Origin of the sequence: Halorussus halobius, assembly GCF_004765805.1 — an archaeon.
In the GTDB taxonomy this organism is placed as follows: domain Archaea; phylum Halobacteriota; class Halobacteria; order Halobacteriales; family Haladaptataceae; genus Halorussus; species Halorussus halobius.
The window spans coordinates 227,028-245,429 of record NZ_SBIU01000003.1 but is presented as its reverse complement, the minus strand read 5'-3'; the positions used below and the strand labels follow the sequence as shown (position 1 = coordinate 245,429).

General features: G+C 70.4%; 12 protein-coding genes and 2 tRNA genes. 10 read left to right on the top strand and 4 right to left on the bottom strand.

Features of this window, described 5'->3' with window-relative positions:
* The first annotated feature begins 1 nt into the window (after nucleotide 1).
* On the top strand, nucleotides 2–3,025 hold the full coding sequence (locus EPL03_RS07935) for an FAD-binding and (Fe-S)-binding domain-containing protein (protein ID WP_135828813.1): 3,024 nt from the start codon (nucleotides 2–4) through the stop codon (nucleotides 3,023–3,025).
* Between the two features lie 57 nt (nucleotides 3,026–3,082).
* Nucleotides 3,083–3,853: an archaellin/type IV pilin N-terminal domain-containing protein gene (locus EPL03_RS07930; protein WP_244605222.1), complete on the top strand. Its 771-nt coding sequence runs from the start codon at nucleotides 3,083–3,085 to the stop codon at nucleotides 3,851–3,853.
* 239 nt (nucleotides 3,854–4,092) lie between these two features.
* Here the strand turns inward: EPL03_RS07930 and EPL03_RS07925 are convergent, their stop codons facing one another.
* On the bottom strand, nucleotides 4,093–4,833 hold the full coding sequence (locus tag EPL03_RS07925; RefSeq protein WP_135828812.1) for an SDR family oxidoreductase: 741 nt from the start codon (nucleotides 4,831–4,833) through the stop codon (nucleotides 4,093–4,095).
* A gap of 684 nt (nucleotides 4,834–5,517) precedes the next feature.
* Between EPL03_RS07925 and EPL03_RS07920 the strand changes: the two genes are divergently transcribed.
* The 3 genes from EPL03_RS07920 (at nucleotide 5,518) to EPL03_RS07910 (ending at nucleotide 8,272) form a co-directional block, all read left to right on the top strand.
* Entirely contained in the window at nucleotides 5,518–6,675 is a 1,158-nt protein-coding gene (locus EPL03_RS07920) for a metal-dependent hydrolase family protein (protein WP_135828811.1), read from the top strand.
* Nucleotides 6,676–6,726: 51 nt separating this feature from the next.
* Entirely contained in the window at nucleotides 6,727–8,040 is a 1,314-nt protein-coding gene (locus EPL03_RS07915) for a helix-turn-helix transcriptional regulator (RefSeq protein ID WP_135828810.1), read from the top strand.
* A 157-nt stretch (nucleotides 8,041–8,197) separates the two neighbouring features.
* A tRNA-Glu gene (locus EPL03_RS07910) sits at nucleotides 8,198–8,272 on the top strand.
* A 247-nt stretch (nucleotides 8,273–8,519) separates the two neighbouring features.
* On the opposite strand, the gene EPL03_RS07905 is transcribed toward EPL03_RS07910, so the two are convergent.
* Both EPL03_RS07905 and EPL03_RS07900 read right to left on the bottom strand, forming a co-directional pair.
* A tRNA-Arg gene (locus tag EPL03_RS07905) sits at nucleotides 8,520–8,594 on the bottom strand.
* 84 nt (nucleotides 8,595–8,678) lie between these two features.
* Nucleotides 8,679–9,932: a geranylgeranylglyceryl/heptaprenylglyceryl phosphate synthase gene (locus EPL03_RS07900; protein ID WP_135828809.1), complete on the bottom strand. Its 1,254-nt coding sequence runs from the start codon at nucleotides 9,930–9,932 to the stop codon at nucleotides 8,679–8,681.
* A gap of 134 nt (nucleotides 9,933–10,066) precedes the next feature.
* On the opposite strand from EPL03_RS07900, the gene EPL03_RS07895 reads away from it, so the two are divergent.
* The 5 genes from EPL03_RS07895 (at nucleotide 10,067) to gdhB (ending at nucleotide 16,693) form a co-directional block, all read left to right on the top strand.
* On the top strand, nucleotides 10,067–11,182 hold the full coding sequence (locus EPL03_RS07895; protein WP_135828808.1) for a hypothetical protein: 1,116 nt from the start codon (nucleotides 10,067–10,069) through the stop codon (nucleotides 11,180–11,182).
* Nucleotides 11,183–11,405: 223 nt separating this feature from the next.
* Entirely contained in the window at nucleotides 11,406–12,053 is a 648-nt protein-coding gene (locus EPL03_RS07890; RefSeq protein ID WP_135828807.1) for an RAD55 family ATPase, read from the top strand.
* A gap of 141 nt (nucleotides 12,054–12,194) precedes the next feature.
* Nucleotides 12,195–15,164, top strand: a complete 2,970-nt coding sequence (locus EPL03_RS07885; protein ID WP_135828806.1) for a bacterio-opsin activator domain-containing protein — start codon at nucleotides 12,195–12,197, stop codon at nucleotides 15,162–15,164.
* 80 nt (nucleotides 15,165–15,244) lie between these two features.
* Nucleotides 15,245–15,394, top strand: a complete 150-nt coding sequence (locus tag EPL03_RS07880; RefSeq protein WP_135828805.1) for a rubrerythrin-like domain-containing protein — start codon at nucleotides 15,245–15,247, stop codon at nucleotides 15,392–15,394.
* Nucleotides 15,395–15,403: 9 nt separating this feature from the next.
* Nucleotides 15,404–16,693 carry a glutamate dehydrogenase GdhB gene (gene gdhB / locus EPL03_RS07875; RefSeq protein WP_135828804.1) on the top strand — a complete coding sequence of 430 codons (1,290 nt, stop codon included), beginning with the start codon at nucleotides 15,404–15,406 and terminating at the stop codon, nucleotides 16,691–16,693.
* Between the two features lie 152 nt (nucleotides 16,694–16,845).
* On the opposite strand, the gene EPL03_RS07870 is transcribed toward gdhB, so the two are convergent.
* Nucleotides 16,846–18,291, bottom strand: a complete 1,446-nt coding sequence (locus EPL03_RS07870) for a serpin family protein (protein WP_135828803.1) — start codon at nucleotides 18,289–18,291, stop codon at nucleotides 16,846–16,848.
* Nucleotides 18,292–18,402: the final 111 nt, after the last annotated feature.

The following is an 18,402-nucleotide window of genomic DNA, read 5'->3' as shown; positions in this document are numbered from 1 at the left end:
CATGGCGACCCACGACGCGTCGGACCCGGCGAGCGACCCGCGCGCGGACTACGACTACCGCTCGGACGACGTGGCGCGGCCGGGGCTGGTCTCGGACCTCCGCGACCGCGTGGACGGCGAGGTGCGGTTCGACAGCTACTCCCGCGACCTGTACGCGACCGACGCCAGCGCCTACGAGGTGACGCCCATCGGCGTGGTCCTCCCGGCGTCGACCGACGACGTGGCGGCCGTGATGGCTTACTGCGCCGAACGGGGGATTCCAGTCCTGCCTCGCGGCGGCGGCACCAGCCTCGCCGGGCAGGCGGTCAACGAGGCGGTGGTACTGGATTTCACCCGATACATGGACGACGTGGTTGCGGTCGACCCCGACGCCGAGACGCCGACCGCGCGCGCCCAGCCCGGCGCAATTTTGGCCGAGTTGAACGACCAACTCGCGCCCCACGGTCTGAAGTTCGCGCCCGACCCCGCGTGGGGCGACAAGTCGGCGCTCGGCGGGGCCATCGGCAACAACTCGACCGGCGCGCACTCGTTGCAGTACGGCAAGACCGACGCCTACGTCGAGGCCTGCGAGGTGGTGCTGGCCGACGGCACCGTGACCACCTTCGGCGAGGTCTCGCTCGCCGAACTCCGCGAGCGCGCCGACCCCGACGGCGACCTCGAAGCGCGCATTCACGCGGCGGTCGCCCGCATCGTCGACGAGGAAGCCGAGACGGTCCGTGACGCCTACCCGCAGCTCAAGCGCAACGTCTCGGGCTACAACCTGGACCGGCTGGTCGAGGAGGCCGAGTCCGGGTCGGTCAACCTCGCGCGCCTGCTCGCGGGCAGCGAGGGCACGCTCGCGGTCGTGACCGAAGCCACCGTCTCGCTCGAACCGCTCCCCGAGACCAAGTCGATGGCGCTGCTGGCCTACGACGGCCTGCTCGACGCGATGGCCGACGTGGAACCCATCCTCGACCACGACCCGGCGGCCGTCGAGGTGCTGGACGACGTGCTGCTCGACCTCGCGCGCGACACCGAGGAGTTCGCCGACGTGGTCGGCATGCTGCCCGAGGGGACCGACTCGGTGCTGCTCGTGGAGTTCTACGCCGAGGACGACGAGGAGGGCCGCGAGAAGGTGGCGGAACTCACGGCGGACCGCCGGAACGAGCGGGCGTTCGCGGCGCTGGAGGCCCACGACGAGGCCGACCGCGCCCGGTTCTGGAAGCTCCGGAAGTCAGGATTGCCCATCTTGCTGTCCCGAACCTCGGACGCCAAGCACATCTCGTTCATCGAGGACGCCGCGGTGCCGCCCGGGAACCTGCCCGAGTACGTCGCCGACTTCCAGGAGGTGCTCGACGACAACGACACGTTCGCCAGTTTCTACGCCCACGCGGGGCCGGGCTGTCTCCACGTCCGGCCGCTGGTGAACACCAAGAGTCCCGCCGGCGTCGACCAGATGGAAGCAATCGCGGACGCGGCGACCGACCTCGTGGTCGAACACGGCGGGTCGGTGTCGGGCGAACACGGCGACGGCCGCGCTCGCACGCAGTGGAACCGGAAGCTGTACGGCGACGCCGTCTGGGGGGTGTTCCGCGACCTCAAGTCGGCGTTCGACCCCGACTGGCTGCTCAACCCCGGCAACGTCTGTGGCGACCACGACATGACCGAGAACCTCCGATTCGACCCCGACTACGAGTTCTCGGCGGGGTTCGCCCCCGAACTCGACTGGGACAACGAGAACGGCTTTCAGGGGATGGTCGAACTCTGCCATGGCTGTGGCGGCTGTCGCGGGGGCCAGGACGCCACCGGCGGCGTGATGTGTCCGACCTACCGCGCGGCCGACGAGGAGGTCACCGCCACGCGCGGCCGGGCGAACCTGCTCCGGCAGGCGATGAGCGGCGACCTCCCTGCGGGGGCGGGCGCGAGCGACGACGACCTCGACGTGGAGTTCATGGCGGAGGTGATGGACCTCTGTATCGGCTGCAAGGGCTGTGCCCGCGACTGTCCGAGCGAGGTCGACATGGCCAAGCTCAAGACCGAGGTCGAACACGAGTACCACCAGCGCCACGGCGCGAGCCTCCGCGAGCGCGCGTTCGCCAACGTCGGAACGCTCTCGAAGGTGGGGAGCGCGCTCGCGCCGCTGTCGAACTGGGCGAGCAAGGTGCCGGGCGCGCGCGCTCTCGCGGAGGCGACCCTCGGCATCGCCAGCGAGCGCGACCTGCCGACCTTCCACCGCGAGAGCCTCCTCGACTGGTTCGAGGCGCGGGGCGGCCCGCAGGTCCCCGAGTCCGAGGCCGCTCGCCGGGTCGCGCTGTTCCCCGACGCCTACACCACCTACAACCACCCCGACGCGGGCAGGGCCGCCGTCCGGGTCCTCGAAGCCGCCGGCGTCCACGTCCGGATTTCCGACGACGTGACCGACAGCGGGCGGCCCGCGCTCTCCCAGGGGTTCGTCGAGACGGCCCGCGAGCGCGCCCGGACGAACGTGACCGCGCTCGCGCCGCGGGTTCGGGACGGCTGGGACGTGGTGGTGGTCGAGCCCTCCGACGCCGTCATGCTCCAGTCGGACTACCTCGACCTGCTCCCGGGCGACTCGGCTGGCTCGACCGTCGACGAGGCGGAATCGCTCGCAACTGCGACCGAGCGCGTGGCCGCGAACGCCTACGGCATCATGGAGTACCTCGACGCCTTCGAGTTCGACCTCGGGTTCGAAGCGCCCGACGAGCGCCTGACCTACCACGGCCACTGCCACCAGAAAGCCACCACGAAGGACGCCCACGCGGCCAACGTCCTCCGCGCGGCGGGCTACGAGGTGGACGCGCTCGATTCGGGCTGTTGCGGGATGGCCGGGAGCTTCGGCTACGAGGCCGAACACTACTCGATGAGCCGGGCCATCGCCGACGTCCTCTTCGAGCAGGTCGCCGACAGCGACGGCGAGACGGTGGTCGCGCCGGGCGCGTCCTGCCGGGCACAACTCGGCGGCTGGGAGGGCGTTCGCGGCGAGCCGCCCCACCCGGTCGAGAAGGTTGCCGCCGCGCTCCGGTAGCGGGGAGTCCACCGGGGTTTAAATATAATCGTGGACAAACTCGGCGCGTATACAACCGTGCAGCGAGGTGGACTGACGGGCGGTCGAACGCGATGGAATCGGGAGCGAGCGCAGGTCGGCATCGGCACGCTGGTCGTGTTCATCGCGATGGTGCTGGTCGCTGCCATCGCCGCCGGGGTGCTGCTCGACACCGCCGGGGTACTCTCGAACCGCGCCGAGGCGACCGGCGACCAGTCGGTCCAGCAGGTCTCGAACCGGCTGGCCGTGGTGAGCGCCTACGGCCACGTCACCGACGAGACGAAAAACTCCGGCATCAAGACCGACGAGGACGTGATGCCAAACGAGAGCGTCGACACCCTCGAACTCACGATTCAGCGCGCGCCGGGCTCGGGCACGGTGAACCTCTCGGAGGCGACCGTGGCGTGGGTCGGCCCGGAGACCTCGACCACGCTGGTCCACGGCGAGGCGGCCGACCACGCGCCCGGCGTCCAGAACGAGGACGAGGCCGGGACGTTCGGACTCGAACCCAGGGGCGGTCGACGCGGCGGCGGCCGCACCGCCACCGATGCCCATCGAGTATTCAACACCTACTCGGTCGACGGGGGCGACCACGTCGTCCTGGGCGAGCAAGACGACCGCATCACCGTCTACGTCAACGCCGCCCTCGTCGAGGCCGAGACCCGCGACGCCGTGACCCCACCGTTCGCCGAACCGCTCCCCGCCGGCAGCGAGGCCGAACTCCACCTCACGACCGCCTCGGGCGCGACGACGGTGTACCGAATCACCGTGCCCCCGTCGCTGAGCGGGAAGAGCTTCGTCTCGGTCTGACTGGGCCCCGGCACGCGAGGACCGCGCGTCCGTGCAGTTGCGGTCGTGGTGCGGTCGCGTACGGTTGTGATGCAGTTGCGGTGCGGCCCTCTCGTTGTTCGAGCCAGGAGCTCGCTCCGTGACGGCGTCGACCTCTACTGTGGACCTGTCGAGCTAGCTTCTGCCGACACCGATGAGAAACCGCACGGCGCTGCAACCGCCACCGCCACCGCACACCACCGCAACCGCAGTCTGCCGCGTCAGAACCCCGAGAACTTGTCGCGCCGATAGAGGTCGAGTTCGCTGACCGTCGACTTCTCCTGTCCGGCCGCGAACGCGATGGCCTCGGCGACCTCCTCGGGCTCGGTCACCTCGCCCTCCTCGAACCGCTCGGCGAACGACTCGCCGTAGGCCGACCCGAACTCCGTCCGGACCTCGGTGGGGTTGACCACCGTGACCGCCACCCCGTCCGCGCCGACGCGCGCTTCGACGCTGTGGGCGAACCCCCGGACCCACCACTTCGAGGCGGCGTAGACGGGGTTGAACGGCCGGGGGTACTGGCCGGCGAAGCTCCCGACGAAGACGAGGTTGCCGTCTGTCTCCCGGAGGTGGGGAATCGCCTCGCGGGTGGCGTAAAAGACGCCGTCGACGTTGGTCTCCATCATGGCCGCGTACTGGTCGGTGGTCATCTCCTCGACCGACTCGCCCCGGGCGAGTCCCGCATTGTTGACGAGGACGTCGAGATGGCCGAACGCCTCGACGGTCGTCTCGACCGTCTCGGCCACCGACGACTCGTCGCGCACGTCGGTCGGGACGACCAGCGTTTCGGCGTCGTACTCGCGCTCGACGTCGCTCGCAACGCCGTCGAGCGCTTGCTCGCGACGGGCCGCGAGCGCGACCCGCGCGCCGTCGCGGGCCAGCGCGTGTGCGGTCGCCTCGCCGATGCCGGAGCTCGCGCCCGTGACCAGTGCGGTCTTCCCGCTCAGTGGTTCGTTCGCCATGGTCGGCGGTGCGTGGGCGACCGAGTTGGGTCTTTCGCCGATTCGACGATCTCGGCTCGTTCCCCATCGACTCGCCTCGACACGGTCGCTCGAATCGACCGCCCCCTCTCGAACTCGACGATGCTTTCCACGTGGTGCGGGTTGGCGCGACCTCGTGTCGCGCCAACCCGCGCGAGGGACGAGGACCGCAACGCGGTGAGACTTGCGGGACGCCGGGGGCGTCCCGCTAATCTGCGAACGTGGTTCGCAGAGACCGCAGGAGGCTGGGAGGCGTGCGGTTCGCGGTGCGGTTGCGGTGCCGTGAGATATCGTGTGATGTCGTGCGGTACCGTGCGATGTCGTGCGGTTGCGGTGCGGTTTCCCTGGGCCTCGGCAGAAGCTAGCTTCGAGAGTCCGTCTACGTTTGTCTCGAAATCGAACACGCTAGCTACTACCGAGACCTCTGAGTCGCCGCAACCACACGCCTCCCCAGCCGATTCGCTCGCTCCGTGCAGTCGCTCGCTCATCCCTTGCACGCGTTGCTCGCGCGCGCCACCCCGCCGCCGGGAACTCCCGGCACGGAGCCACGTCCCACTGCAAGGCCAACTCGACGAACCGGGTTCCGATTCCGAGACGCGAACGCGACTCGAGCGCGGTCCGTTGCCGCTACCCCGATACTTAGGCGCTCGCGTCCGAAGCACCGATATGCTCGTACTGCGAGACGGCACTGTCGTCGACGCGAACGGAACGAGAGAGGCCGACGTGGCGGTCGAAGACGGCGACATCGTTGCGGTCGGGGACGCGCCCGACGACCCCGACGAGGTCATCGATGCGAGCGGGCAGTTCGTCGCGCCCGGACTCGTGGACGCCCACGTCCACCTGATGATGGACGGCCGGCCCGACCCGGGGACGATAGACGGCGAGAGCGAGACGATGCTGGCCTACCGGGCGGCGGCCAACCTCGAGGACGCGCTCGACGCGGGCGTGACCACGGTTCGCGATCTGGGTGCGCCCGGAACGCTGGCGCTCGACGCCGCCGACGCCGTCGAGGCGGACGTCCTCGACGGCCCTCGCGTGCTGGCCTGCGGGGAGAACGTGGCGATGACCGGCGGCCACGGCCACTGGTTCGGCCGCGAGGCCGACGGCGTCCCCGAGGTCAAGAAGGCGGTCCGCGAGCAGCTCAAGCGCGGTGCCGACGTGGTCAAGTGCATGGCGACCGGCGGCGTCCTGACCGAGGGCGCGCTGACCGGCGCGCCGGAACTCGACGAGGACGAGCTGTCGGCGCTGGTCGACGTGGCGTCGGCCAAGGGCGTGCCCACGGCGGCTCACGCCCACGGCGCGGCCGGCATCAAGAACGCGACCCGGGCAGGCATCGCCAGTATCGAACACGGCACGTTCATGGACCGCGAGGCGGCCGAGTTGATGGCCGAGCGGGGCACCTACTGGGTGCCGACCGGGAAGGCGCTGTTCGGCATCGTCGAGGCGGGCACCGAGGCCGGCGTCCCGGAGTTCGCGGTCCGGAAGTCCGAGGACGCCGCCGACTCGTGGGCCGAATCGTTCGAGTACGCGCTCGACGCGGGCGTCCCCATCGCGATGGGGACCGACGCCGGGACGCCGTTCAACTTCCACGCCGACGCGGCCGAGGAGCTCGAACTGCTGGTCGAACACGGGCTCACGCCCGACCACGCGCTGGCGGCCGCAACCGTCAACGCTGCCGACCTGCTCGGGCTCGGCGACGAGGTCGGCGTCGTCGCGGAAGGGTATCGTGCGGACCTCGTGGTGCTCGACGACGACCCGACGGCGGACGTGACCGCGTGGCAGTCGCCCGCCCGCGTCGTGGCCGACGGAATCGCCGTCCGGTGACAGGGCCACGTCAAAAGGTCTTTTATACCGGGCAATGGAGGAATAACGTGCATGAGACGGCTGCTGGCTGTCGCCCTCGTAGTCGCGTTACTCGTCGGTGCGGTCCCCGTAGCGTCCGTTACGGGCGCTGCTCCCGCGCGCGGTAGCCCCGCCCCGGGACCACAGGCCGCGACGACCCCGTCGGACGCGCTCGACTCGACGGCCCAGTCCCGTCAACTCCGCGACCCGAACGTCACCCGGACGCTCGATACGACCGACGAGTTCGACGACGTCGAGTTCCACATCACGGTGTACGAGAACGGCACCGCCGAGTGGACGTTCTCGTACCAGCAGACGCTCGACAACGATTCGGAACGCCAGCAGTTCCGGGAGTTCGCCCGGGAGTTCAACAACGAGTCGACGCCGATGTGGACGGACTTTCGGGCGCAGGCCCGCGAACTCACCGACGCGGGCCAGAACGTCACCGGACGGACGATGGAGGCCCAGAACTTCCGGAAGGCGGCCCAGATCGACGGACTGGTCGAGGGCAACCGGGGCGTCGTCACCATGACGTTCCAGTGGACCAGCTTCACCTACTCCGACAACGAGACCGTCATCGTCGACGACGTGTTCGAGGGCGGACTCTACGTCGGCCCGAACCAGTCGCTGGTCGTCCACGCGGGCCCGCAACTCAGGTTCGCCTCGGCCGAGCCCCTCGACCCCGCGGTGACCTCGGCCGAGACGCTGGTCCAGAGCGGGTCGGTGACGTGGCAAGGCGAGTACGACTTCACCGACCGGCGACCGAGGGTGACGTTCCAGCCGGTTCCCGGGACCACCACGACGGCACGCGAGACGACCGACGGTGGCCCGACCGGCGGCGGAGCGACCGCCGAGACGACGGGGGAAGCCGGGACGCCGCCGGCCGGGACGACCCAGCCCGCCCAGCAGCCGACGGGTACTAACGGCTGGTCGCCCCTGATGCTGTTCGTCGGTGCCGTGGTCGTCCTGCTCGGCCTCGCGGCCGCGTTCGCGTGGCGGCAGGGCGACTTCGGCTCGCTCGCCGGCGACGGCGGGAATCCGGACGGCGGCGACGCCGCCGGTGCGGTGGCCGGCGGCGCGACCGGCGGGTCGACGGAACCCGCGGTCAGCGACGAGGAACTCCTCACAGACGAGGCCCGGGTGAAGAAGCTCCTCGACGAGAACGGCGGTCGGATGAAGCAGGTCAACATCGTGGACGAGACCGGCTGGTCGAAGTCGAAGGTGAGCATGCTCCTCTCGGAGATGGAAGACGACGGCGAGATCAGCAAGCTCCGGGTCGGCCGCGAGAACATCATCAGCCTCGAGGGCCACGAACCCGACGCGGCGGGCTCCCCGCTGGAGGAGTGACCGTTCACGCTGACCAATTCCTCGTCCGGCGTCCCGAACGGCGTCACGCTCCGATTTTCTCCGCGAATGTTCGGCGGCTGCGGTCCGTGTGGAACCGGGACACGACGGCACGAAAGCGCAACTGTTAAACGGTCCGTCCGACTACCCGAAAGTGCACGCTCCGTTGGTGTAGTCCGGCCAATCATCTTGCCCTCTCACGGCAAGGACCAGGGTTCGAATCCCTGACGGAGCATTCCAGCGGACGATTTTTCGAGCGCGCGAAAGTCCCACGAGAACGGTTTAAACCGGGTAATTCATGCGTTCGAAATGGCGCGGATCGGCACGGAGCCGCACCACCTCGACGTAGTTCCAATTCCGACCGGGTGCTCGCTTGAGTACAGTACGCGGCGGAAACCCCTAATGATAGATTTTGGATGTCGATGGGCGATACCGAAATAGGAGTTCGTGCGTTTATAATCCCGAATCTTTCGGAAAACGAATGGGCGCTGCAGGATTTGAACCCGCGGCAGCTTGGTCCGAAGCCAAGTACTCTGTCCAGACTGAGCTAAGCGCCCGCGCCAACACGTAATCGACCCGTTGTTTTAAACGTCGCGGTTTTTGCCGGACGTGCCGCCGAACCGACACCCGAGCCGAGGGCGTCAGCCCGACAGCGAGAGCGCGAAGTGGTTCGTCGGGAGCGTCGGCGACCCGTCGACGTCCGCGAGGAGCGCGCCCAGACAGCGCGCGAGGAGTGCGGCGTCGGCTTCGGACAGTCCATCCACCAGCCCTGTCCCGACGAGGTCGTCGAGACGCGGCGTGGCGCTCCCATCGACCGGTCGCTCGCGGTCGGCCCCACCCCGGAGTCCGAGCCACGCCCGGACCGTGGCGGTCAGGTAGCGGTCGGCCAGTCGCTCGGGGTCGGCGACCGAGGGAATCGTGGCCAGATAGGCCGCCGCGTTCGAGTCGGCCACCGCGACGTGGTCGGTGACCCACGCCGCGACGTCCGAGGGCTCTGTGTCCGCGTCGAGGTCCCGGGCGGCGCGCTCGCAGACGTCGAACTCCTCGGCGGCGACCCGGTGGAAGGCGTCGCCGACCACGACCGCGTCCGCGCCCGCGTCGAGCATCCGGGCGGCGTGCTCGCGGGAGGCGAGGCCGCCGCCGTACCAGAGCCGGGACCACGACAGCGCGTCGTCCATCCGGGCCAGCGTCTCGGCGGCCTCGTCGCCGCCGTAGGTGCCCGAGTATTCGAGGTAGACGAGTTCGCTGTCGAGGTGGCGTTCGGCCGCCATCGCGCGCCGTTTGGCCTCGCGAGGCGACAGTACGTCGTCGGCCGAGACGCCGGACTCGCGGGCGGCGGCGCTGTCGGGGTTCTGGACGACGTACGCCTCGAACACCGCCTCGGCGAGCAGCCACGACGCCGCGGCGTTCGCGAGCCGGTCGGTCACGCCGGCCGGGAGCCACGGGTACTCGTCGGCGAGCAAGTCGGGCACCAGCTCCTCGCGGACGTACTCGGTCGCCGCGCCCAGTTCGCCGACCAGCGCCTCGACGTCGCCGTTGAGCACCTCGGGGATGGCCAGCAAATCGGCCCGCTCGCGGGTCCGGCGGGTGACCTGTCGGGGTCCGCTGGGCTCGTGGAACGCCGGGACCGACGCCGGCGCGAGCAACTCGAACGTCTCCTCGGTGTTCCGGGCGGTCACGTCGGCCGACCCGCCGACCGACACCGCGTCGGTGTGCCGGAGGTACAGCGGGTACAGCAGGGGCAACTGCTTGTCGTCTTCGGGGTCGACCTTGGTGACGTGGGTCCAGTCGGCGGGCACCGGATTCGTGTCGACCGGCAGCGCCGTCCGCGCGGCGACCGAGCCCCCGCGAGCCAGCCGCCCCAGTCGGCGGGCGATCCCGTCGAGCGTCGTCATACGCCTCAAGGGCCCGCCGGAGCGATGATAAAAGGGTCGCTTCTCCGAGACGCTCGTTCGCGCCCGGTGGGCCGCCGCGCTGGGACGCCTTCCACAATCCTCATGTGCGGCGGCCCGAGAGTTGCGGGCAAGGCATGGGTCGCGTTCGGTCACGAGTTCCGGCGACGGTGCGGGCGCTGGCGAGCCACCTCGCGGAGAGCCGGGACCCCCGGGTGTTCGCCACGGTGTTGCTCCGGAGCGAGGCGGAGTCCGAGATCGAGTCGATGACCGAGCGGCTGTTCGCGGAGGTCGAGCGGGACCTCCAGCGCGCCCGCGAGTCGGGCGACCTCGAACCGGTCCCCGGCGCGGCCGACGAGGAGGCCCGGTTCGAGTACGACACCCGGCTCGTCCTGCCCGCGATGTTGACGCTCGGGCGCATCCACGTCCTCGCGGGCGACGTGCCGCTGGCCCGCGTCGGCCGCGAGGTCGACCGCGACTTCGTGGCGCGGGGCCGCGAGACCACGCGCAACGTCGTCCGGGCGCTGCTGGACGGCGACATGCGCGACGCGGTCAACGACGACGAGTACGAGGACTTCGAGACGAACCTCCGCCCGCGCGAGCGCGTGGCCGAACTCGCCCAGCGGAGCCTCCAGGCGGGCGTCGAGTCGTGGCTCGACGACCCCGACACCCCCGAGGCGGTCCGGGCCTCGTACGACCACGCGGTCGACCGCTCCGAGCGCCACCAGGAGGCCGACCGGGGGTTCCGCGAGTTGCTCGACCGCCTCCGGAACGCCGCCGACCCCGACGAGCGCGAGGCGGCGGCCGACGCGGTCCGCGAGCGGTACAAGTTCGCCGACCCCGAGGAGGCCGGGCTGTTCGAGGCCGACGTCGACCTCCCGTACTTCGCCACCCAGTACGCCCGGGTCGGCATCCTCTACGAGGACATGCTCAACATGTACGAGGCCGACCTCGGCGTCGACCTCGGCGAGGGGTTCAAGCGCGCCATCGTGTTGCTGGTCGTCGGCGCGCAAATCGGGCTCGACGACACCGACGACTACCCCGAGGACCGTGGCACGCAGCTTACGCCCGTGACGGCCGAACTGAACCTCGCCGACGACCGCGGGACGGGCGTCGAGCGACTGCGACGCATCGTGGAGACGTACTTCTCGCGGGCCGACGAGTGGGCCGACGACGGCGACCACCTCACCCGCATCGCGGTCGAGTACGTCCGCCAGCAGTCGCTCGACCGCATCGACGGCCTGCGGGCGTGACCGCGCCCCCGGCCTGCGGGCCGGCACGGGCGCTGTCGGCCCCGCCGGAGCGTGAACCGGGTTGTATCGGTCGGTCGTTCCGCGTGTGCGATAGTAATCAAAAAGAATATAAACGGAACAGGAGATTTTACTGTCAGAAGACGCCGGGTTCGATTCCGAGTCGGGTCGCGTCGGTTCCGAGTCGGGTCGCCTCCCGGTCGCGATTTCACCGCGAGGAACTGCCATGTACGGACTGGGTGAGCCCGCGGGGGTCGAGGTCGAACCGGGAACGAACCTCCTGGTGACCGGGCCGCCGATGACGGGCAAACGCGAACTCGCCCTGGAGATTCTCGCGCACGGTAGCCGCCGAGGCGAGGGTTCCATCGTCGTCACGACGAAGGACGGCGGCGCGGACGTGCGCGATTCCCTCCGCGAGTTGCTCGGCCGCGAGGAGAGTGGCCCGCTCGGCATCGTCGACTGCGTCTCCAAGCAGCAGGGGACGGCCCCGGTGGACACCGACGAGATAACCTACGCGTCCTCGCCCAAGGACATGACCGGCATCGGCATACAGCTCTCGGAGTTCCTCGAAGCCTTCTACAAGGATGCCGGGGTCGAGCGAAATCGCATCCTGCTCCACTCGCTGTCGACCCTGCTGATGTACTCGAACCTCCAGACCGTGTTCCGGTTCCTCCACGTGTTCACCGGTCGGGTCCAGAGCGCGGACGCACTGGGCGTGTTCGTCGTCGACTCGACGGCCCACGACCAACAGACCACCAGCACCCTCAAGCAGTTGTTCGACGGCCAGATGGAGGTCCGGACGACCGACGACGGCGGGTCGGAACTCCGCGTCACGGGCGTCGGCGAGACGACCGACTGGCTGCCGGTTCCGTAGCGGTCGGGGTCTCGAACGCCGACGCGGTCCGCGGGTCGGCGAACGCCGACAGCGGTCGGTCCCTCGCGCGGCGCGGCTGTGAGCCCGACTCCGCGCCGCCGCGACGACATCCTTATCGGTCGGGGCACGAACCGTCCGACGATGAACAGTGGTCGGGAAGCCGACGCCCCCGGGGAGGACGGCCCGGTCTCGGTCCTGCTCGCGGGCCCGGACGAGTGGCGAGCGAGTCTCGAATCCGCGTTCGAGTCGTCGGACGCGGTCTCGACGCGAGCCGTCGGGACGGCCGAGCGAGCCGTCGCGGTCGTCGCCGGGACGGCCGCGAACGCCGGACCGGCCACGAACACGGCGACGGCCGCGAGCGACCGCGACCCGAGCGACCGCGTCGACTGCGTCGTCGCCGCGTCCGAACTCGACGACGCGACCGGGCTCGACCTCCTGTCGGACCTGCGCTCGCTGACCGACCCGCCGGCGTTCGTCCTCGCGCCCGCCGGCGGCGACGAGTCGCTGGCCAGCCGTGCCCTCGACGCGGGCGTCGCCGACTACGTCCCGGCGGACGCCGACCCCGCCGACCTCCGCCGTCGGTGTCGGCGGGCCGTCGACCGACGCCGGAACGACGAGCGGGCCGACGCGTTCGCGGCGTTCTTCGAGACGCCCGACCAGTTCGCGGCGGTCCTCGACCCCGACGGGACCGTGGTTCGGGCGAACGAGGCCGCGCTCGAACGGTTCGGGGTCGGGGAGCGCACCGCCCTCGGCAAGCGACTCTGGGCGCTCCCGTGGCCCGACGCCGACGGAGTCCGGCGAACGCTCCAGCGCGCCGTCGGCCGGGCTCGACAGGGTGAGTACGCCGACTTCGAGGCCCGACTCCCCGGCGGCGACGGCGGCGTTCGATTCGAGTTCACGGTGCGCCCGGTCGGGGACATCGCCGCCGACGACGGGGCCGCCGACCGACTGCTCGTGGACGGGCGGGCGGTCGCCGAGCGCGCGCGACTGGAGGCCCGACTCCGCGAGTCCGAGGAGCTCCACCGCGTGACGCTCAACAACATGACCGACACCGTCCTCGTCACCGACGACGACGGCGCGTTCACCTACGTCTGCCCGAACGTCCACTTCATCTTCGGCTACAGCGCCGAGGAGATACACGCCCTCGGCACCATCGACGAGCTCCTCGGCGAGGACCTGTTCGACCGCGAGCGACTGGACGAGGAGGGCGTCCTCACCAACGTCGAGTGCACCGCGACCGACGAGGACGGCCGCGAGCACACCCTGCTGGTCAACGTTCGACGCGTGTCGATTCAGGACGGGACGACGCTGTACAGCTGCCGGGACATCACCCGACGAAAGCAGCGCGAGCGCGCGCTCACCCAGCTCCACCGCACCAGCCGGAACCTGCTGTACGCCGAGACCGGGCCGGAGATAGCCGACCGCGTGGCGTCGGACGCGACCGACATCCTGCCGTCGGCCGCCGCGGCGGTCTACCAGTTCGACCGCGAGGACAACGTGTTGTACCCCACGGCCACCTCCGACGAACTGGCGGCGGCGGTCGGGACGCTCCCGGAACTCCGGCCCGACCGGGAGACGGCCGTCGGCCGGGCGTTCGTCGAGGGCGAGACTCGGTCGGTCGACGGCCAGTCCCACCCCGGGGGCGCGCCCGACGCCGGGGCCGGCCCGCTCGCGCCGCTGGACGAGTACGTCGCGGTCCCGCTGGGCGACCACGGGGTCTTTCTGGCCGCCGCGACCGACGGCGACTCGTTCGACGAGGTCGGCGAGGACGTGGTCGAACTGGTCGCGGCGACCGCCGAGGCGGCGTTCGACCGGGTCGACCGCGACCGGGAACTCCGGGACCGCGACCGGCGACTCCAGCGCCAGAACGAGCGGCTCTCCCAGCTCAACCGGGTCAACGAGTTCATCCGCGAGATAGACCAGGCGCTGGTCGGGGCGGGGTCCCGCGGGACCATCGAGGCGGCGGTCTGCGACCGGCTGACCGACGACGACCGGTTCGCGTTCGCGTGGGTCGGCGAGACCGCGGGGCCAGACCGGACGCTCCAGCCCGGGACGTGGGCCGGGGACGACCGGGGGTACCTCGACGACGTGTCGCTGTCGCTCGACGCCGGGCGACCGGCGGCCGAGTCCGACGCCCTCCCGGGGGCCGAACCCAGCCTCCGGGCCGCCGCCGAGCGCGAGACCGTACTGGTCTCGAACGTCGCCGACCGACTCCGGGCCGGCCGGTGGTGCAGGGAGGCTCTCGCCCGCGACTTCCAGTCGGTGCTGGCGATTCCGCTGGCGTACGACGACGTGCTGTTGGGGACGCTGACCATCTACGCCGAGGAACCCGACGCCTTCGACGAGATGGTCCGGTCGGTGCTCTCGGAGCTCGGCGACACCGTCGCGTCGGCCATCAACGCGGCCCAGCGCAAGGAGGCGCTCCGGAGCGACGCGGTGGTCGAACTCGAATACGACGTGCCGGACCCGAACGCGACCCTCGCTCGACTCGCCGACGAGAGCGACGCGCCGCTCACCGTCGAGGGGACCGCCGACCGCGACGACGACACGACCCTGGTGTTCGTCGCCACCGAACCCGGCGGGGCCGACCGCGTGCTCGAGGCGGCCGACGACCTCGTGGGCGTCGCCGACGCCGAGTCCGTCCGGGAGTCCGACGACGCCGATCTGGTCGGACTGGGCGTCCGCGAGGCGGTCGTGGCGACGGCGCTCGCCGACCACGGGGCGGTCGCCCGCAGTCTGCGGGCGACCCCCGACGGGCTCTCGCTTTCGGTCGACGTGCCCGACTCGGTCACGGCCCGGTCGATAGACGAGGTGGTGTCGAACGCTTACGACGACGCCGAGCTCGTCGCCCGACGCGAGCGGACCCGGGCGCTCGACACGGCGGGTCGGCCGGGCCGGCTGCTCGACGAGCTCACCGAGCGCCAGCTCGAAGTGGCCAGGATGGCCTACCACGCGGGCTTTTTCGACTCCCAGCGCGACGTGACCGGCCGGGACGTGGCGGAGATGCTGGGCATCTCCCACACGGCGTTCTACGACCACGTCCGGCGCATCCAGCGCAAGCTGTTCGGGTCGCTGTTCGAGAACGCCCCGCGACCGGAAGACGTTGAATAGTAACCCGGGTCCCGGCGGCCGACGGCTTACTATTCAACATGCCAGTCCATGGGCCCGGACGCGCTAGCACGTAGTAGACGATGACCGACAGAGACGTCGACTACGACTCCGACGAGGAACGCGCGTACGAGTGTCTGGCGTGTGGGACGATACTGCGTGCCGCCTCCCACCCCGGGACCTGCTCTGATTGCGGAACCGCAATGCGTAACAGGCGGACGCCCCTCGAATAACTCCCGAACATGGCGACCAACACGCTCGACGACGAGGACGCGACGGACTACGAGGAGACCGAATCGGCGCTCGAAACCGCGCTCCGACAGCTCTCGGCGGCCGCCACGCACGTCGACGTCGACGACGGCGTCATCGAGCGGCTCAAGCACCCGACCCGGGTGGTCGAGGTCGGCGTGCCGCTCAAGCGCGACGACGGCAGCGTCGAGGTGTTCACGGGCTATCGCGCCCAGCACGACGACGTGCGCGGCCCGTACAAGGGCGGCCTGCGCTACCACCCCGAGGTCACCGCCGAGGAGTGTACTGGCCTCTCGATGTGGATGACGTGGAAGTGCGCGGTGATGGACCTCCCGTTCGGCGGCGCGAAGGGCGGGGTCGTCGTCAACCCGAAGGACCTGAGCCCCGGCGAGAAGGAGCGACTCACCCGCCGGTTCGCCGAGGAGATTCGCGAGACCATCGGTCCGAAGAAGGACATCCCCGCGCCCGACATGGGGACCGACGCCCAGACCATGGCGTGGTTCATGGACGCCTACTCGATGCAGGAGGGCGTCACCACGCCGGGCGTGGTCACGGGCAAGCCGCCCGTCGTCGGCGGGAGCGAGGGCCGCGAGGAGGCTCCCGGCCGGTCGGTCGCCATCGCCGCCCGCGAGGCGCTCCGGTACTACGACAAGACCGTCGACGGGGCCACGGTGGCGGTCCAGGGGTTCGGCAGCGTCGGCGCGAACGCCGCCCGGCTACTCGACGACTGGGGCGCGGACGTGGTCGCGGTCAGCGACGTCAACGGCGCGGCCTACGACACCGACGGGCTCGACACGTACGCCGTCCCCTCCCACGAGGAGCAGCCCGAGGCCGTGATGACTTACGACGCGCCGAACACGCTCACCAACGAGGAACTGCTCGAACTCGACGTGGACGTGGTGATTCCGGCCGCGCTGGGCAACGTTCTCACCGCCGACAACGCCGACGACGTCCAGGCGGACATCGTGGTCGAGGGCGCGAACGGGCCGACCACCTCGGCCGCCGACACCATCCTCGACGAGCGCGGGATTCCGGTCATCCCGGACATCCTCGCCAACGCGGGCGGCGTGACCGTCTCGTACTTCGAGTGGCTCCAGGACATCAACCGCCGGCAGTGGTCGCTCGAACGCGTCAACGACGAACTCGAGTCGATGATGCTGTCGGCGTGGAACGACGTCGAGGCCGAAGTCGAAGCCGGCGACGTGAGCTGGCGCGACGCCGCCTACGTCGTCGCGCTGGGCCGCGTCGGCGAGGCCAAGGCCAGCCGCGGGCTGTGGCCGTAGGGTAGCTCGGCGGACGGGAGTCCGAACGGACGAGACCCCGCGAAGCGAACTCCGGAGACGGCGGGCGCGTCGCGTTCGCTTCGCGCGAAGAAGGGGTTCGCTTGCGGCGGACGACGCCGACGCGCCGGGCCAGGGGCGGGAACTGCGGTCGGTTATTTTTCGGACAGGTTCGTCACGCGACCGACGAACAGCGGCGTCTCGGTCGGCCGGTCCCGGACGTAGAACAGGAACGGCCTGTCGACTCGCATCTCGACGCGCTCGGGCGGTGCGGACTCGGTCATCACGACCGCCGTCGCGGCCGCCGCTTCGGTGCCGCGCTCGTCGACCGAGACGAAGCTCCGGTGGTGGATGTCGTCGACGAACAGATCGCCGGAGTCGGTCATGCCGCCGAAGTCGGCGCTCCCCGTGAACGCGTCCTCCATCCCGAGCGACTCCATGGTCTCCACGAGGCTCACCCCCGTCTCGACCTCGAACGTCGGGAGCGCGAGGTCGACAAGCGCCTGACTCGTCCGGTCGAGCATGACCGCGAGCCGGTCGACCGTCAACTCGCGCTCGAACGACGCGAACTCGCCCTCGGCGGGGAGGACGACTACCATGCTGGTGTCGGCGTTGGCGTAGGGCAGTTCCACGAGTTGATGGCCGTCGATTGCGGCGTACTGGGCCTTCAACTCCTGGTGCATCGTCGGTACCTCGGCGGTCGAGCCGTCGAGCGCGGTGAACGCGCGGGGCTCGGTGGCGTCCTCGTCGAAGGGGTGTTGCCACCGGGCCGAGAAGTAGACGGCGTTGGTGAGAACCAGTTTCGTCGCGGCGTCGACCGAGCCCTGGGGCAACAGGTCCTCGATGCGGTCGTTCGTCCGCTCGGCGACCCAGTCGTTGATTCGCTGGCGCGCGGCCTCGGCGTCGCCCGCGAAATCCACGAGTCGCAGGCCCGCCTCGTAGTAAGCGTCGAGCAACTCGAAAAAGTCCTCCCGGAAGGGGTAGCCGTCCTGGCCCCACGCGGCGTTGGCGGTCGAGAGCGCGAACGCCGGTCCCGCGTCCTCGCCGTCGTCGGGACCGGTCGGGACGTTCGCGTCCCGTCCGTCCTCGTTTCGGCGCTCGAACTCGGCTTCCAGCGAGCCGAAGGCCCCGTGGAGGGACTCGCCGTCGAGGACGTAGTACAGCGCGTCGGCCATCTCGTCGGCGGTCGAGCCCCGCGCCCCGGCGTAGGTCATCGCCAGCGCGGTCGAGACGCTGTACGGCGAGACGAACAGGTTGCCGCCCTCCTGCTCGCGCAGGACGCCGAGCAGGTCGAGCGCGAACGCGACGTTGCCACGTATCTGGTCGGCGAGCGCGTCCGCCGGAATCCGGGGGTCGGTCGCGGGGTCGAGCTCGGGGAACGGCGGCACCTCGGAGTCGGCGAACCCGTCCCCGTCGTCGGTGGTCGTCGTCCCGTCGGCCGGTGTCGTCTCGGTTCCGCCAGCCGCGCCGGGAGTCGTCGCGTCCACCTCGTCGTCGGTCGCCGGAGCGTCGCCCGCACAGCCGGCGAGTCCCGCGAGAAACGCGCCGGTCAGCGCGAGGGTCTCGCGTCGTCGGAGTCGGTCGGAGGGTGGGCGGGTCATATTCGGGAGTCGACGCGGGCCGGTAAACGCTTTCTGAAGACTGAAACGCCGCTTTCAGTGACGGGGACGAGCCGCCACCGGGGGCTGGGACCAAGGCCGTCACGGCGACGG

Bases quoted from the DNA above. Each gene is read 5' to 3' on its own strand.
- EPL03_RS07885 (WP_135828806.1), top strand. From the start codon at position 12,195: ATGAACAGTGGTCGGGAAGCCGACGCCCCCGGGGAGGACGGCCCGGTC.
- EPL03_RS07915 (WP_135828810.1), top strand. From the start codon at position 6,727: ATGAGACGGCTGCTGGCTGTCGCCCTCGTAGTCGCGTTACTCGTCGGT.
- EPL03_RS07900 (WP_135828809.1), bottom strand. From the start codon at position 9,932: ATGACGACGCTCGACGGGATCGCCCGCCGACTGGGGCGGCTGGCTCGC.
- EPL03_RS07895 (WP_135828808.1), top strand. From the start codon at position 10,067: ATGGGTCGCGTTCGGTCACGAGTTCCGGCGACGGTGCGGGCGCTGGCG.
- EPL03_RS07870 (WP_135828803.1), bottom strand. From the start codon at position 18,291: ATGACCCGCCCACCCTCCGACCGACTCCGACGACGCGAGACCCTCGCG.
- EPL03_RS07920 (WP_135828811.1), top strand. From the start codon at position 5,518: ATGCTCGTACTGCGAGACGGCACTGTCGTCGACGCGAACGGAACGAGA.
- EPL03_RS07890 (WP_135828807.1), top strand. From the start codon at position 11,406: ATGTACGGACTGGGTGAGCCCGCGGGGGTCGAGGTCGAACCGGGAACG.
- EPL03_RS07935 (WP_135828813.1), top strand. From the start codon at position 2: ATGGCGACCCACGACGCGTCGGACCCGGCGAGCGACCCGCGCGCGGAC.
- gdhB (WP_135828804.1), top strand. From the start codon at position 15,404: ATGGCGACCAACACGCTCGACGACGAGGACGCGACGGACTACGAGGAG.
- EPL03_RS07925 (WP_135828812.1), bottom strand. From the start codon at position 4,833: ATGGCGAACGAACCACTGAGCGGGAAGACCGCACTGGTCACGGGCGCG.
- EPL03_RS07880 (WP_135828805.1), top strand. From the start codon at position 15,245: ATGACCGACAGAGACGTCGACTACGACTCCGACGAGGAACGCGCGTAC.